17 protein-coding genes are annotated in these 13,468 nt (G+C 69.4%); 12 read left to right on the forward strand and 5 right to left on the reverse strand.

The window, feature by feature from the left end; genetic code table 11:
* Positions 1 to 162: 162 nt before the first annotated feature.
* Positions 163 to 636, reverse strand: coding sequence for a hypothetical protein (locus ABZW03_RS25920; RefSeq protein WP_355262853.1), 474 nt, complete (start codon positions 634 to 636; stop codon positions 163 to 165).
* A gap of 10 nt (positions 637 to 646) precedes the next feature.
* The gene (locus ABZW03_RS25925) at positions 647 to 1,906 is read right to left on the reverse strand and encodes a helix-turn-helix transcriptional regulator (protein ID WP_355262856.1); all 1,260 of its coding nucleotides are present in this window, start codon (positions 1,904 to 1,906) and stop codon (positions 647 to 649) included.
* A 178-nt stretch (positions 1,907 to 2,084) separates the two neighbouring features.
* Between ABZW03_RS25925 and ABZW03_RS25930 the strand changes: the two genes are divergently transcribed.
* The 4 genes from ABZW03_RS25930 to ABZW03_RS25945 all read left to right on the forward strand — a co-directional run bounded on the left by ABZW03_RS25930 (position 2,085) and on the right by ABZW03_RS25945 (position 3,909).
* The gene (locus ABZW03_RS25930) at positions 2,085 to 2,300 is read left to right on the forward strand and encodes a hypothetical protein (RefSeq protein WP_355262859.1); all 216 of its coding nucleotides are present in this window, start codon (positions 2,085 to 2,087) and stop codon (positions 2,298 to 2,300) included.
* Positions 2,297 to 2,488, forward strand: coding sequence for a hypothetical protein (locus tag ABZW03_RS25935; RefSeq protein WP_355262862.1), 192 nt, complete (start codon positions 2,297 to 2,299; stop codon positions 2,486 to 2,488). Before ABZW03_RS25930 ends, ABZW03_RS25935 begins: the two co-directional genes overlap by 4 nt.
* Positions 2,489 to 2,652: 164 nt before the next feature.
* The gene (locus ABZW03_RS25940) at positions 2,653 to 3,162 is read left to right on the forward strand and encodes a hypothetical protein (RefSeq protein WP_355262865.1); all 510 of its coding nucleotides are present in this window, start codon (positions 2,653 to 2,655) and stop codon (positions 3,160 to 3,162) included.
* A gap of 78 nt (positions 3,163 to 3,240) precedes the next feature.
* A complete protein-coding gene (locus ABZW03_RS25945) occupies positions 3,241 to 3,909 on the forward strand; it encodes a class I SAM-dependent methyltransferase (protein WP_355262868.1) in 669 nt (222 codons plus the stop codon).
* Between the two features lie 141 nt (positions 3,910 to 4,050).
* On the opposite strand, the gene ABZW03_RS25950 is transcribed toward ABZW03_RS25945, so the two are convergent.
* Positions 4,051 to 5,109 (reverse strand): NAD-dependent epimerase/dehydratase family protein, encoded by a 1,059-nt coding sequence (locus ABZW03_RS25950; protein ID WP_355262871.1) that lies wholly within the window; start codon positions 5,107 to 5,109, stop codon positions 4,051 to 4,053.
* A 118-nt stretch (positions 5,110 to 5,227) separates the two neighbouring features.
* On the opposite strand from ABZW03_RS25950, the gene ABZW03_RS25955 reads away from it, so the two are divergent.
* Both ABZW03_RS25955 and ABZW03_RS25960 read left to right on the forward strand, forming a co-directional pair.
* Entirely contained in the window at positions 5,228 to 5,659 is a 432-nt protein-coding gene (locus ABZW03_RS25955) for an NUDIX domain-containing protein (RefSeq protein WP_355262873.1), read from the forward strand.
* Between the two features lie 141 nt (positions 5,660 to 5,800).
* On the forward strand, positions 5,801 to 6,694 hold the full coding sequence (locus ABZW03_RS25960; RefSeq protein ID WP_355262876.1) for a hypothetical protein: 894 nt from the start codon (positions 5,801 to 5,803) through the stop codon (positions 6,692 to 6,694).
* A gap of 161 nt (positions 6,695 to 6,855) precedes the next feature.
* Here ABZW03_RS25960 and ABZW03_RS25965 read toward each other — a convergent pair whose 3' ends face one another.
* Entirely contained in the window at positions 6,856 to 7,269 is a 414-nt protein-coding gene (locus ABZW03_RS25965; protein WP_355262879.1) for an NUDIX hydrolase, read from the reverse strand.
* The gene (locus ABZW03_RS25970) at positions 7,266 to 7,931 is read right to left on the reverse strand and encodes an NUDIX domain-containing protein (RefSeq protein WP_355262899.1); all 666 of its coding nucleotides are present in this window, start codon (positions 7,929 to 7,931) and stop codon (positions 7,266 to 7,268) included. Before ABZW03_RS25970 ends, ABZW03_RS25965 begins: the two co-directional genes overlap by 4 nt.
* A gap of 423 nt (positions 7,932 to 8,354) precedes the next feature.
* Here ABZW03_RS25970 and ABZW03_RS25975 point away from each other — a divergent pair, with 423 nt between their 5' ends.
* The 6 genes from ABZW03_RS25975 (at position 8,355) to ABZW03_RS26000 (ending at position 13,245) form a co-directional block, all read left to right on the forward strand.
* A complete protein-coding gene (locus ABZW03_RS25975) occupies positions 8,355 to 8,864 on the forward strand; it encodes a nucleoside-diphosphate kinase (RefSeq protein ID WP_355262882.1) in 510 nt (169 codons plus the stop codon).
* Positions 8,865 to 8,944: 80 nt separating this feature from the next.
* Positions 8,945 to 9,244: a hypothetical protein gene (locus ABZW03_RS25980; protein ID WP_355262884.1), complete on the forward strand. Its 300-nt coding sequence runs from the start codon at positions 8,945 to 8,947 to the stop codon at positions 9,242 to 9,244.
* 150 nt (positions 9,245 to 9,394) lie between these two features.
* Positions 9,395 to 9,979 carry a hypothetical protein gene (locus ABZW03_RS25985; RefSeq protein WP_355262887.1) on the forward strand — a complete coding sequence of 195 codons (585 nt, stop codon included), beginning with the start codon at positions 9,395 to 9,397 and terminating at the stop codon, positions 9,977 to 9,979.
* A 43-nt stretch (positions 9,980 to 10,022) separates the two neighbouring features.
* On the forward strand, positions 10,023 to 10,787 hold the full coding sequence (locus ABZW03_RS25990; RefSeq protein WP_355262890.1) for a hypothetical protein: 765 nt from the start codon (positions 10,023 to 10,025) through the stop codon (positions 10,785 to 10,787).
* Positions 10,788 to 10,789: 2 nt separating this feature from the next.
* Complete coding sequence (locus ABZW03_RS25995) at positions 10,790 to 12,154, forward strand: hypothetical protein (RefSeq protein WP_355262893.1); 1,365 nt, start codon at positions 10,790 to 10,792, stop codon at positions 12,152 to 12,154.
* Positions 12,155 to 12,510: 356 nt separating this feature from the next.
* A complete protein-coding gene (locus ABZW03_RS26000; RefSeq protein ID WP_355262896.1) occupies positions 12,511 to 13,245 on the forward strand; it encodes a glycosyltransferase in 735 nt (244 codons plus the stop codon).
* Positions 13,246 to 13,468 lie beyond the last annotated feature (223 nt).

The following is a 13,468-nucleotide window of genomic DNA, read 5'->3' on the forward strand; positions in this document are numbered from 1 at the left end:
GGGGGCCCCCCCCCGCCCCCCGCGGGGGCCGCCCGGCCGGCCGGGCGGCACGCGGCGCTGATGAGGATTCGGCGGACATTGCTGCCCTTCAGCGCGGTGTGGGGGTGACGGTACCGAGCTACCCGTTGGTCGCGTACGGTCGTGGCTGACCTGTGATGTGATCTACCTCGTGGCGCCATCGGGCCACAGGACTTGGACGGGAACGCCGCAGCGGTGCGCGTAGGCGACGACGTCCGCAGTGCCGCCGCGTCCGCGGGCGGGAAGGCCGTCCCAGACGGCGAGGACGACGTCTGCCAGGCCCACCAGGACTTCACTGCCCGCCATGTGTGCGTCCGGCGTCGAGGCGTCGAGGCCGGTGCGATGCACTTCCGAGGCGCGGCCGATCAGCTGGTCGTAGACGGGGTGGTGGCCGACGGGCAGGCCGTCCCGGTACTCATCGGCCGGCACAATGACGTCGAGGCGGCCGCCCCGGGCCAGGACCAGTTCCGCGAGCCAGGTGTCCGGACCGTCCGCCAGCATGGATACGGCGGTGAGATCGCTGCCCTGGTAGGCGTCCACTGCCGCAGCCAGGAGCTGGCGGACCTGCTGCTCGACCTCTCCGTGCAGTCCCCTGTGGCCGGTGATCCCGAGCCGCATACTGCCCCTCCTACAGGTACAGGTCGTGTAGACGGTCGTCGAACTCGCGCACCACCCGGGGCGGGTTCTTGGTGGCGAGCGTACGCCGGAGCGTTCGCGCGCGGTCCACGATCCGGCCGGACCGGTAGGTGATCCCGATGTCGAGTGCCCTGGTGGCGATGGCGATCGCGCCATCCAAGCGGCCAGCGGCGAAGTGTCCGGCGGCGAGGTCCATCATCAGTAGGGCGCGTTGCTTCGAATGGTCGGTGGCCAGTGCGGCGGTGTCGGCGGTCAACACCCAGTCCGCCAGGCCGAGTCGGGCACCGCATGCCACCCGGGCGGCATCGACCTTGGACTCGTCGAACGTGAAGACCCACGGCCATGGCGGAACAGCCTGTCGGTCGAGGCGCAGTGCGAGGGTCCTGCTGTGAGCGAGCGCCTGGTCCGCGCGGATGCGGTCCCCGTTCGCCGCGTACGCCAGTGCTTCCACGGAGGTGAGCCAGGCATCGGCGATGGCCGGCCCGTCGTGGGTCAGCGCTCTCCTGGCCTTCCCGGTGAGGCTGAGCGCCTGGGCGCCGTTCCCCGCGTGCGCCTCGAACTGGGCGAGACTGCCCAACTGGTAGGCGACGAGAAGGTTGACCCGGGCCAAGCGCGCCGCAGTGACCGCCTGGCCGTACCAGGACCGGGCGGACCCGTGGTCGCCCATGTCCCACGCCAGCCAGCCTGCGAAGCTCGCCGCCTCGGATCCGACGGCGGCCAGCCGCGACCGGTCTCCGGTCGCGCTCGCCCGCTGGATGAGCTGGATGTGGCCGCGGACGGCGTCGGCGAGGTCGCGGGACGGCATCGAGCCGTCGAGGCGGCGGTATGCCGCAGTGGCCAACCGCAGAGCTGCGGGCTGCCCGGTCCCGTTGTCGAGCGAAGGGGGAAGTGCGGCAAGGGTCGGCGTCACTGCTGCCGCCGCTGCTACGCCGAGGAATTCGCGTCGGTCCACTGTCGATCCTGGTGGTGCGCTCGCCAGTCCTACGAGGCCGGCGGGGATGTGCAGGTGAGCTGCGGCGCGGCCGAGCACTGCCATGTCGTATCCGCCGACAGGCCCGCGCGACTCCAGTCGGGACACGGCGGACTGGGACAGTCCGATCTCCTCGCCGAGCTGGCGCTGAGTCAGTCGGGTCTCTCTACGGGCCAGCTCGACCACCCGGCCGTAGTCGCCGACTCGCGATGCAGCCTCGGCGTCGCGTCGCCAGTCCACCAGATGTCTCCCGGTCGCCGTGCTCATATGCGCCTGCTGCATACCCGGATGCGGATGCCGCCTACGCGATTCTCCCATGACCGTGTTCGGTAGTTGACTGTCAGTCATGTCGCTTCAGCGGGGAACCCCGGTGCGTCCGGCCCTGGGGCCCCGCAGGGCGACGGCGGCGCCCCTCTCGGAGGGGGCGCCGCATCCACCTCGCCGAGAGAACTGGAGCACCGTGACCGAGCGATACAGTCCCGCCGTTCAACTGCCCAGCCTCGACCCGGGCACCGGGCGCAGGCCGCCTCGCCCGGTGCCCCAGCAGGACCAGGACGCCGCCCGGGCCCGACTCCTCTGGGACGACCACCGCTCCGTTGCTGGGGAGTGCCCCCGCTGCGACACCCGGTGGCCGTGCGCGATCGCCACCGCCGCCCGCTACGGGAACACCCCGTGACCTCCGCCGACTTCGTCCCGCTGCGGGAGCGCCGCCGAGGGCTGCGCCTGAGCACGTACATGGTCGACTCCACCGGCCGCCGCCATAGCGCCACCCCGGTGATCGAGGTCGCCCCCGGGCCGCCGACGGTCGAGCTGAACCTGGACTTCTGGCCCGACTGCACCTGCCCTCTTCACCGCACCGGCTGACCCACCGACTCCGCCCGGGCATCCCCCCGGCCTGGCCCTAACAACCCCTGAACCGGCCCAGCCCTCGTGCGCGACCTCAGCATCGCACGAGGGCGGGCCCCACGGACGCCCGCCCCTCCGGACGGGTCTGCAAGGCAGTGCGTCACCGAAGAGAGGAACGAACCATGACAGTCGCGCTCGAAGCGCCTGCGGACACCGAGTTCCGTGACCCCCGCGCGCTCCTCAACGCGGTCCGGCCGTACGTCAGGGAGCTGACGTACAACGTGTTCGAGGGCCCCGGCAACACCGGCGACCTCTACGAGCGCGAGATCGCGCTCCTGCTCCGCGACAACACCATGGTCCGCAACATGGCCGAGCGGATCCTGGACAACGCCATCGCCTACACGGTCACCGCCATGGAGCACCCCGAGGTGCACCTGGGCGTCGGCAAGATCGTGGACATCGGCGTGCACCAGCTCCTGCTGGACACGCCGGTCTACTTTGCCATCTGCGAGGTGTACAACGCCGGCCGGTACAAGCACCACGCCCCGCTGATCCAGCGGCGCGGGGATGGCATCGTGATCCGCACCGCCGAGTTCCTGCGCGGCAACGGGTTCGACGCCGACACCGAGCTGTGGGCGATCGACGGGGCGGACTGCTCCCCGTGCGACAACAAGGTCCCCGACAGCCACTGACCGGGCACTAGGGTGCCCCTGCCCCATGTCCCCGGGGCAGGGGCACCCGCCCGCCAACTCCTCTGCAAGGGAAGTCCGTTGCCCGCACAACACGACATCGCATCCGAACGCGAGCTCTGGGACACCTACGCGGCCGGCATCAAGGACGACGTCTTCGACGCCGGGCCGGTGTTCCGCTGGACCCAGTACGCCGACCACGGGCCCGGCCCGGAACTGCTCGGGTCACCGGCCAGCGCCCTGGAAATCGGGTGCGGCACCGGCCGCGCGCTGGCCGCCCTCGCCGAGCAGGGTGTGAAGGCCACCGGCGTGGACCTCTCGCCCGTCATGGCCGAGAAGGCCTCCCAGCGCTGGGGGCCGTCCGGCGTCCGGATCCACTGCGCCGAGATCCTGGACTACCTCAGCAGCACCGACGAGACCTGGGACGCGGTCTACTCGGTGTTCGGCGCGGCCTGGTTCACGGACCCGCTGAAGCTGTTCCCCCTCATCGCCTCCCGCCTCACCCCCGGCGGAATCCTGGCCTTCTCGCAACCCCCCGCCATCCCGGGTGCCTACGGCCCGCAGGGCATGTACAAGGGCGGGTTCGCCGGGCGGGCGCTGTACACCTACCGCTACTCCTACACGCCCCGCAGGTGGGTCGGCCTGCTGCGTCGGAGCGGCTTCGAGTCAGCCGAGGCCGTGGTACTCAAGGCCCCGAGCGAGGGGCACATCGGCACCCTGATCGTGACCGGCAGAACCCCGAGGGCCTGATCACCACTGCACGCCGAGCCTGCCTGTTGTGGGAGATGTCGCACCCCTGATGCTGGCTTCCGCCGTCGCAACGTCCCCTACTGCGGCACCAAACACCGTGGGGCACCGGGTTGATCCGGTGCCCCACGATGTTTTCGCCGGTCAGGGGTTCGGCGATCTCAGTGCCCCTTCGTAGGCAATGCCGTCGAGGACGGCCTGCTCCTTGGCCGGGTCGATCCCGTGCTTGGCCCAACGCCTGTGCGGAACCGGGGTGTTGCCTTGGCTCAGCCAGTGCCACGTGTCGGCCACGGTCTCCGCGAGCGGCCGGCTGTGGAAGCCGGCCGCGACCGCCGAGGCCGAGTCGATGACGGACACGCCAGGGTGGGTCCACCACAGCGGCAGCTCGGTCCACTGCCGCAACCCGTGGTGAAGCAGGATCTCATCCTCCACCCAGAGCAGTTCCCCGGTGCTGCCAGTCACGTCCATACATGCCTGGAGGAAGCCGCCCATCGTCTCCCGGCCGATCGGACTACCGAGGTTGTGGACCTGGTGGCCGACGTGCAGGGCCTGGTCGAGTGCGAAGGTGGCGACGTCCCGAACATCGACCGCTTGGACCCGCCTCGTGGGGTTCCCAGGTGCGAGAATCACTCCGCCCCGCTCGGTTCGGCGCAGCCACCACGGCAGTCGGCCGACGTACTCCCCGGGGCCGAGGAGCACACCCGGCCTGAGGAGGCTCGTTCGGGAGAGACCGAACGTCTCGGTCACCGCATGCTCGGTCCCCGCCTTCCGCCGCCCGTAGCCGGGGTTGATGCCCGAGGCGCTGTCCGGGGGCCGAACAGCCTCCGGCCCAGCATCGGCCGAAGCCGCCCAAACCGGGGAGCAGGTGTTCAGCGGCTCAGCGGGCCAGCCTTCGTACACCGCGACTGTGGACACGTACACGTAGCGGCCGACGACCGGCTCCAGGGTTCGGGCGCCCGACCGGACAACATGCGGCGACAACTCCGAGGCCGAGGTGTCGATCACGGCGTCCCACGGGCCCTCACCGGCCAGACGCGCCAGGTCTTCGGGGCGTTCCCGGTCGCCGTGCACGGCGACCGCCCCGGGCACCGGCACACTGGACAGTCCCCGCGTGAACGTGGTCACCTCCCAGCCTCGTTCCAGCGCGCCGCTCACGACCGCGCGGCCCAGGAACCAGCCACCACCCAGCACGAGAATCCTCACGTGCCGATCCTGACAGCCGCACACTTGTCGTCGATCTCACCGGCCAGTCATTGCACATCGATGGCGGTTGGATCCGCCACTGGCTCGCCCCACGCCAACGAACAGAAAGCAGGCCACCATGCAGCACCGCGTCCGCGCCGTACTCCTCACCCCGAACGACACCATGCTGCTGATCAAGCGCATCCGCCCCGGCATCGACCCGTACTGGGTCGTCGTCGGCGGCAAGATCGAGCCCACCGATGCCAGCCCCGAGGAGGCCCTGCTGCGCGAGGTCCGCGAGGAGATCGCGGGCGAGGCCGAGATCGTCCGTCTCCTCCACACCATCGAGACGGACGACGAGCGCCAGGACTTCTACCTCGCCACCATCGAGACGTGGAGCTTCGAGGACCGCACCGGCCCCGAGTTCAGCCAGGAAGGCCGGGGCGAGTACCTCCTGGAGGAGATCCCCCTCACCGCCGGGGCCCTCGACGCGCTCAACCTCCTGCCTCAGGAGATCGCCGTGGTCCTCCGCGAGGCGGTCGAACGTGGGGAACTCCTCGCCACCAGGTAGCCGCAAACAAGTGGTCACGCCTACGCAAAGGTCTCACGCAGCGTCAATTGCCGTGATACGTTCCGTAATCCAACCAAAAAACAGGCGACCCCGGCGGTGCTGGAACACCCCGGGGTCCGGCACCAGGAGCAGTAACTCCCGATGCGCGTCCATCGTAGCGCCCACGTGCGCAACTTCACCGTGCTGCCCAACGCCGTGCTCCAGTACCGGCGGTTGAGCTACACCGCCCGCGGACTGCTGGCGGATCTGCTCTCCCGACCCGACGGCTGGCGCGAGGACGGCCGGCACATGGCCGACACCAGCCCCCAGGGCCGCGGCGCCGTCCGCAGGGCGCTGAAGGAGCTGGCCGAGGCCGGGTACTACCGGGTCGAGAAGATCCGCATGCCCGACGGCACGATCATCACCGAGACCCACGTCTACGACACCCCGCAGCTCGCGCGACCGAGTGCCACCCCTCCGGCCTCCGGCGAAGCGGCCGCCGGTCGTGCTGTCGGCCCTGTTGTAAAGGACCGGCACCAAGAATCCTCCCTCCCCACGAGTCCGGCCGATGACGTCGGCCCGGAAGGACGGGAGGCGGTCTCCGAGACCGAGGAGGTCCGGGAAGCGGTGGCCACCCTGTTCCGCGTGATCCGCCCCGAACCCCGGCTGCGCCTGGGCGAGGCCGAAGCGCGCGAACTCGCGCCCCTGGTCGCCCAGTGGCTGGCACGCGGCAGCACCCCGGCCGACCTCACCCACGCCCTGCTGCCGGGACTGCCCACCCCGATGCACTCGGCGGCCGCAGTACTCCGCTACCGCCTGGAGCACAAGATGCCGCCCGCCCGGCCCGTCGCGCGGCCACCGGCCCGGTACGCCGAGTGCGCCCAGTGCCACGACCCCGTGCCTCGACCGGGCATCTGCCGCCCGTGTGCCGGCCTGGCAGCTCGAACCCCCACGATCGGCCAGGGAGCGGACGTGGCAGCCGCAGGCGCCGCCCGGGTCCGAACCGCCCTGCGCTCCGCGATGACCGGCCGTCGGCCTGCACGCGCCGCCGTCTGAGACGCGCCGTCCCACCGCTGCGGAGGGGCAGCGGCATTTCGCCCTAGGCAGGGCTTCCATCATTCGGTGCTGTTCTCGAAATCAAACGGCTGCGGCGACGCCGGTGTGACGGCTGGCTCTACGGGCGGCCCCAGTGGGAGGCCGCCCGTAGAGCTACCAGGTCAGGCAGTGAGCGCGATGTCCAAGTACGCCTGCACCGGCTCGAAGAGCCCGTACGGCACGTACTCAGGGATCTCGGCAAGTGTGACCCACGCGAAGGCATCCAGCTCGTCCGTGTCCACCACCGCGGCGGTGCCGCTGACAACCTCACAAGCCGTATACGACATCAGCCGACCGGTCTTCGGATGCACCCGCTCGCCCAGGAGCTTGACGGCGGCCACACCCAGTCCGGCCTCCTCCGCGGTCTCACGGACGGCCGCCTCCTCGGGCGACTCACCGGCCTCGATCTCACCGGCCGGGAACTGCCAGGAGAGTTGGCCCTCGCTCACCCGCCGCCGGACCATCAGGACGCGGCCTTCATGGACCACGATCGCGGCGGCAATGCCCGGGCGTTCCTCCGCAGTCTGCTGTGTCACGTCTGCTCCTCCAGGGCGGCCAGGATGGGTGGGAAGATCGTATCGGCACCGATGAAGCGAGCCACCGAGTTTCGAGGAACCCACATCACGTCGACGTTCTCAACGGCGTCGCTGTTGGTTGCCTCGCCAGCCAGGTACTCGCACAGGAAGTACTCGCACAGCACGCCCGTCACGGGGTGAACGCGACTGCCGAGGCTCCTGCGGACAACACAGTGAACCCCGGTCTCGTCCAGCGTCTCCCGGACGGTCGCGGTCTCCGGCTTCGCGCCGGGCTTGATCACCCCAGCCGGGAACTGCCAAGTGATCCCGGACGCGTCGCCGTCGCGCCGACAGACCAGCAGTACGTCGTCCTGCCGGAGGACAACCGAGATTGCCACCCGCAGGACCTGCGCAGCCGACACGCCGAGCTCGGAGGCTCCGCCGCCACGTTCTTTCGCTGCCAGGAGGGCGAAGCGCTGACGGGCCGCGTCGGTAGCCCTCTCGTGTGCGGCGTCGAGGAGCTGCTGCATCTCGGTTCTCGGTACGACGGAGGGGTCAGCGTGCCACGCTGCCACTGTTCTCACCGCGATCCCGAGCTGATTGGCGAAAGCCTCGTTGGTGAGGCGGAGGGCGGACTGGAGCAGGCAGGCGTAACGCCCGCTCCAGACCTCGATGACGTCCAACGCCGTTCCCTCTCCGTCGTGGTCGCCGCAGTGCAGGAGGCCTGCGTCGAAGATGCACATCGACTGCACTGGCGCTTCATCGCCGCGCGACGTGGATACCGGAAGACTTGTAGTCGGCACCCCAAGGCCCAGCTCTTCTAGACAACTTGAGCTCCAGGCGCACCTGGCGGCAACAGGACATACACGCCGACCCGCCGGAGATTCTAGGTGAGCACCCTAAGCAAGAAAGCGAGTTGGGCGATTGCGCCCGCGAGGCCGCCATGCCGACAGAGCGGCGGATCGACTGCCGCCGAACCTCGCAGGATTCACCCGTTCGGGGGGCAGGCCGGGGCGCCAGAAGTAGCTCGCCAGCGCCGGTAACCTCAGTCCATGGCGAACTGACCGTTCGTCATGTCTGAATGCCAGCAAGCTGAAAGGGAACTGATGACCGAGGGCCAGGTCCACACGGTCGAGCGCACGCTCGTCCTGCTCAAGCCCGACGCGCTGGTGCGCGGCCTCGGAGGCCGGATCATCTCGCGCTTCGAGGATGCCGCACTGAAGATCGTCGGCGTCAAGATGAAGTGGATGGACGAGGAGTTCACCCGCAAGCACTACTTCGACCTCGAAGAGCGGCTGGGGGCCGAGGTCTACAACCTCACGGCCACCTTCATGCAGCAGGGGCCCGTCATCGCCCTGGTACTGGAGGGCTACGACGCCATCGCCACCGTCCGGAAGATCGTGGGCAGCACCTACCCGAACCAGGCTCCGGCCGGCACGATCCGCGGCGACCTCTCACACATGAGCGCCGCGGGCAGCGTGGCAGTCGGCAAGGCCGTGGCCAACCTGGTTCACGCCTCCGGCAACAAGGAGGAGGCCGCGCAGGAAGTCGAGCTGTGGTTCGACAAGGACGAGTTGCACGAGTACCGCACGCTGGCCGAGATCTTCACCAACTGATGGCGGATCGCAGCGTCACCACAGAGACGCCGCTGCGTTGACCACCATCGGGGTACCACCGTCCGCTCTGAGAGGGCACCATGACCAACCAGACCCGCCTGGCCTCCGTCCAGGAGCTGGAGTCGATCTTCCAGCGTGAACTGGCGACCGACCGTTGGGCGGCCACCGAGACCGCCTATGCGCTGGCGGTCCACCTCCGTGACGCCGGCGACTGGCCCAAGTCCCGCGAGTGGGTCCAGCAGTGCCTCCAGCTCCTGGAGGGCTTCCCGGATGAGACCGAGGACCAGGTGGCGACCACCCGCGTGGCGGTCGGCGGCGTCCCGCTGCCGACCTACCTGCACACCGGTGTGATCCGCGAGCGCTTCGGCGACCTGGGCTGATCCATCTCGGGTGGTGCGGCCGGTGAAGTGACGGCCTGCCGCACCATCCGGCTCCACCAGTAACTCCATACCGCCCCATCCGGACCAGCCAGGGGCCATCCCGCCTTGGTTCGGCTGAATCCGCCATGTCTGAAACAAGGAGACGCGACCGTGGCTATCGAGATCGAGATGCGCGCCCGCTTCAACAAGGAGACCCACGCCCAGCTCATGGACCGCCTGCGGGAAGACGGCGAGGACCTGGGTGACGACGCCAAGCACATCTACTTCTACGTGCTGCCCGAGCAGTTGCTGAAAGTCACGGACAACACGGCTGCCGGCACCGCCAAGATCACTCTCAAGGGCAGCAAGATCGGCCAGGGCGCCGCCTTCCATGAGACCGAGTTCGCGATCGCCCGAGAGGACGTCCCGGCGGCCGTGAAGGTGTTCAACGCGCTCGGCTTCGAGTCCGCGATGCACGAGGCGTTCAACTTCCGCCACAACTTCCGCTTCCAGGGCGTGGAAATCGCGCTCAAGTGGAGCGAGGCGTGGGGCTACCACGCCGAGTTCGAGGTTCTGCTCGACGACGGCGCCTCGGACGCCGCCCGCGACGAGGCGTCCGCCCAGATCATCGACGTCGCCGCCGAGCTCGGCGTGACGCTGATGAGCGAGCAGGAGCTCGCCGACTTCGCCGTCTCGTTTGAGGCCGCCGAAGAGGAGCGCAAGGCTCGCGAGGCACAGGCCGCTCCGATCCAGTAGGAGCCCGTCACCGCGGTAGACCACCAGAAGGCGGTGAGCACAGATGAGCACGACCCCGACGACCACGAGCTTGGTCGACCTGGCTGCCCGCAAGCAGCTGCCGCACCACCAGTACATGGACCCGGCCACCATCGAGTGGATCAAGGCCAACCGGCCCGACCTCGGCGCGGCCTGGCCGCCGCCCCTGCGGCCCGCCTCGAAGCACCTCTTGAGCCGGTCCGCTCTGCCGGCAACATGGCTGGCGGAGCCTCGCCTCCACGAATCGCTCCACGGTCTCAGGCACAGCATGCGGACCGCCGCACTGGCCGCTCTGCTCGCTGAGATCCACGAGCTGGACGACACCGAGACCGCCACGGTCGTCCTGGCAGCAGCCGTCCACGACTGCCAGCGCCTGCACGACCAGGACGACCAGGGCCATGGCGCCCGCACCGCCATCTGGCTGGCCGCCAACCCCGACACCGTCTGGACCCACTTCGGCTTGGTGGCCACGCCACGGCGAATCATCCAGGCCGCGACCGCCATCCGCCTCCACGACGTGCCGTACGACGCCTTCTGCTCGGACGACCAGGCCGACTACCTCCGAGCCGAACTCATCTGCGACTTGCTCAAGGCCGCCGACGCGCTCGACCGCTACCGCCTGCCCAAGCTCACCTGGTGGCCCGACGCGCGACACGTTCGTGAGCCCGCCTTCGACCAGCTCCGCGCCGTGGCCTTCGACCTCGTCACTGTCTCCGAGACCGCGCACCTCGCCGGAGCCAGCAGCGCCGAAGCCGTCCTGTACGCGCTCGCCGAGAAGGGATTGGTGTAGCCGTGAACCTCCGCGACGCCTACGACCTGTGGGCCGACGCACACGCCTTCTTCGACTCCGCGCTGCTGCCCGACGCCGGGCAGGCCGACCCGCTGGCAGCCCAGACAGTCACCTGGCACAAGCGCCTGACCGACGAGACGCCGAACGGCAGCCTGCTCCGCAAGAACGCCCTCTTCGACAGCCTGAGCAGCGACGGCAAGCTGCACCTGCTCCACGTCACCCACGCCCTGGAAGAGATCAGCGAGGAGGGGGTGCTCTACCCCTCCGGCGGATGCCTCGTCGGCAGCATCTACTGCGCTCCGCTCACAGCGACCGAGTACGGCTTCCGCATGCACAACCTGGCCGCCTACGTTCTCACGAAGGAGGCCCCCGCCTCGCTCGCCAGGGTCGGCCTGGGCGGACGCGCGCCCACGCCGCTGATCTTCGAGATCACCGCGCCGCCCCAGGCGTACCGCGGATTGGCGGGCGTGGACTACCTGCGGCTGGGCTCGATCCACCTGCAGATCTACACCGACCTGGAGTACCTGCTCAGCAAGACCGAGCGGCACCACCTGCGCGAGACCGTCGTCGGCCGGATCAAGAACTCGGCCGCGTTCCTGGCCCTGGCCGCCGGCATCGTCTACCAGGGCTCTACCGTGGCCACGGAGGGCTTCCTGCAGCTACTGGATGCGGCGATCCCCCGGCTGCCGATCCTCGGCTACCTCTACTTCGAGGCCCTCGCCGAGTACTTGATGCTCCACTCCACCTCCGCACGAACCCGGCAGCTGGCCGACCTCGGGGAGTTCAACAACTGGCTCTACAAGGAGATGCTGTTCGCTTCCTTCCCGGACATGGCCGGCAAGTTCAACCTCGCCAGGTTCCGTCCCCGCCCGCAGCAGCTGGCGGCACTTCTGCAGCGGGTGGACCTGACCATCGACGCCGACCACGCCCGCGCGTACATCGTCGAGCGGATCAGCTACCTCGTGGCGGCCCGGCTCTTCACCAGCAGGCAGGTGCCCGAAGCCTGGCACCGCACACGCTGGGAGTTCGACAGCCTCGCCACCCAACTCGGCCCGCTGCTCGGCCACCTCATCCACCGCGAACTCCGCAGCTTCGGCCGCTACCCCGACTTCTACTTCTACTTCGACCAGCACAAGGCCCTACAAGCCTGGAACTACTGGAACCACATGGACATCGTCGTGCCGTTCAACGGCACGATGCCCAAGGGCGAGATCGGCATCAACCCGGCCTACCCGAACCTGGACTACCGCGTCTGGCGTGCCGTGCCGGACGACGCCGGGCACCTCCACCCGACCGAGCAGCTGGCGCTCAGCATCGCGCCGCGCCTGGTCGACATCAAACACACGCTCATGCGCAACAGCAGCTGACCGCTGCCCCTCGACGACCGATCGCAGGAGGAGACGCATGCCCACCCACGGCCCCGCCGCCCCGTCCACCGCTGCCTGGCCGGCACCCACCCAACCCGCCGAGACGCTCTTCAATTAGATCTACCGCACCAACCACTGGGGATCTCCCGAGTCGGTCTCCGGTCCCGGCTCCGAGATCGTCAGACCGAGGCCGTCCGGGCGGCTCTCTCCTCGGTTCTTGCGCACTACCCGATCCGTACCGTCACGGACGGCGGCCAGCACCACCCCGGCAACGGGCTGGGCCTGTGGACGATCGACCAGCTCAGTTTCCGAACCACCTGACCACCCACCCAGGCGACCCAGGAAGCGAGACCCCTATGACCCCGCACGACCAGCAGATCACTGCACTCCTCGCCCAGCTCGGCCAGGCCCTCGACTCACCTGCGACCACGCACGGCCTCGCCCGCACCCTCCGGGCGGCGGTCAAGGAAGTCGAACTGCACCGCCACCACCGGGCCAGCGCCGCCGCCGTGCCCGACGGCGTCCTCAAGCCCGGCCCCGCCAAGATCCAGATCGGTGGTGGTGGTCACCACATCGACGGTTTCTTCAACATCGACATCGTCCCGCCTGCCGACCTCCTGTGGGACGTACGCGAGGGCATCCCGCTCGCCGACGCCGGCACCGAGACGATCTTCTCCGAGCACTTCCTGGAGCACATCGACTACCCGTGCTCCGCCAAGTCCTACGCCTGCGAGGCCCACCGCGTCCTCACACCCGGAGGACAGCTCATCACCGGCGTCCCCGATGCCGCCTTCGTCCTGAACCAGTACCCGGCACCGCCGGACCGGGCCGCCGAGATGATCGATCGATGGTACGCCAAGCGGCAGTGCCGAGGCGACATCAACACCTACCTCGACCTCATCAACTACGTCTTCCGCGACCAGGACGACGACGCGACCTACAACCCTCACTACTGGGCGTACGACGACGAGAAGCTCGACCAGCTCTTCACCGAGGCGGGCTTCCGCACCGTCGAGCCGTGGACCTTCGACCCCACGATGGCCAGCCCGAAGCGCCAGTGGGCCAGCGTCTACGTGGTCGCCACGAAGTAGCCCTCTGAGCAGCGTCGTTCGCGAGCAGCCCGGGAGCGCTTAGGGCCTCACCCCTGGGCGACCGGAGAAGGGCCGGACCGGCACGACGACCCTCTCGATCCGGCGGGTACGTCGCCCTGCTCCAGCAGCGCCGCGCGCCGCCGGGGCCGGCGGGGGGGGGGGCCGGCGCGGGGGCCTCCGCCGCGGCGGTCGTGCGCGGGGGGGGGGGGGGGGGCTCCGCCCG

The sequence above is a fragment of the Kitasatospora sp. NPDC004799 genome (genome assembly GCF_040609095.1).
Taxonomy (GTDB): Bacteria; Actinomycetota; Actinomycetes; order Streptomycetales; family Streptomycetaceae; genus Kitasatospora.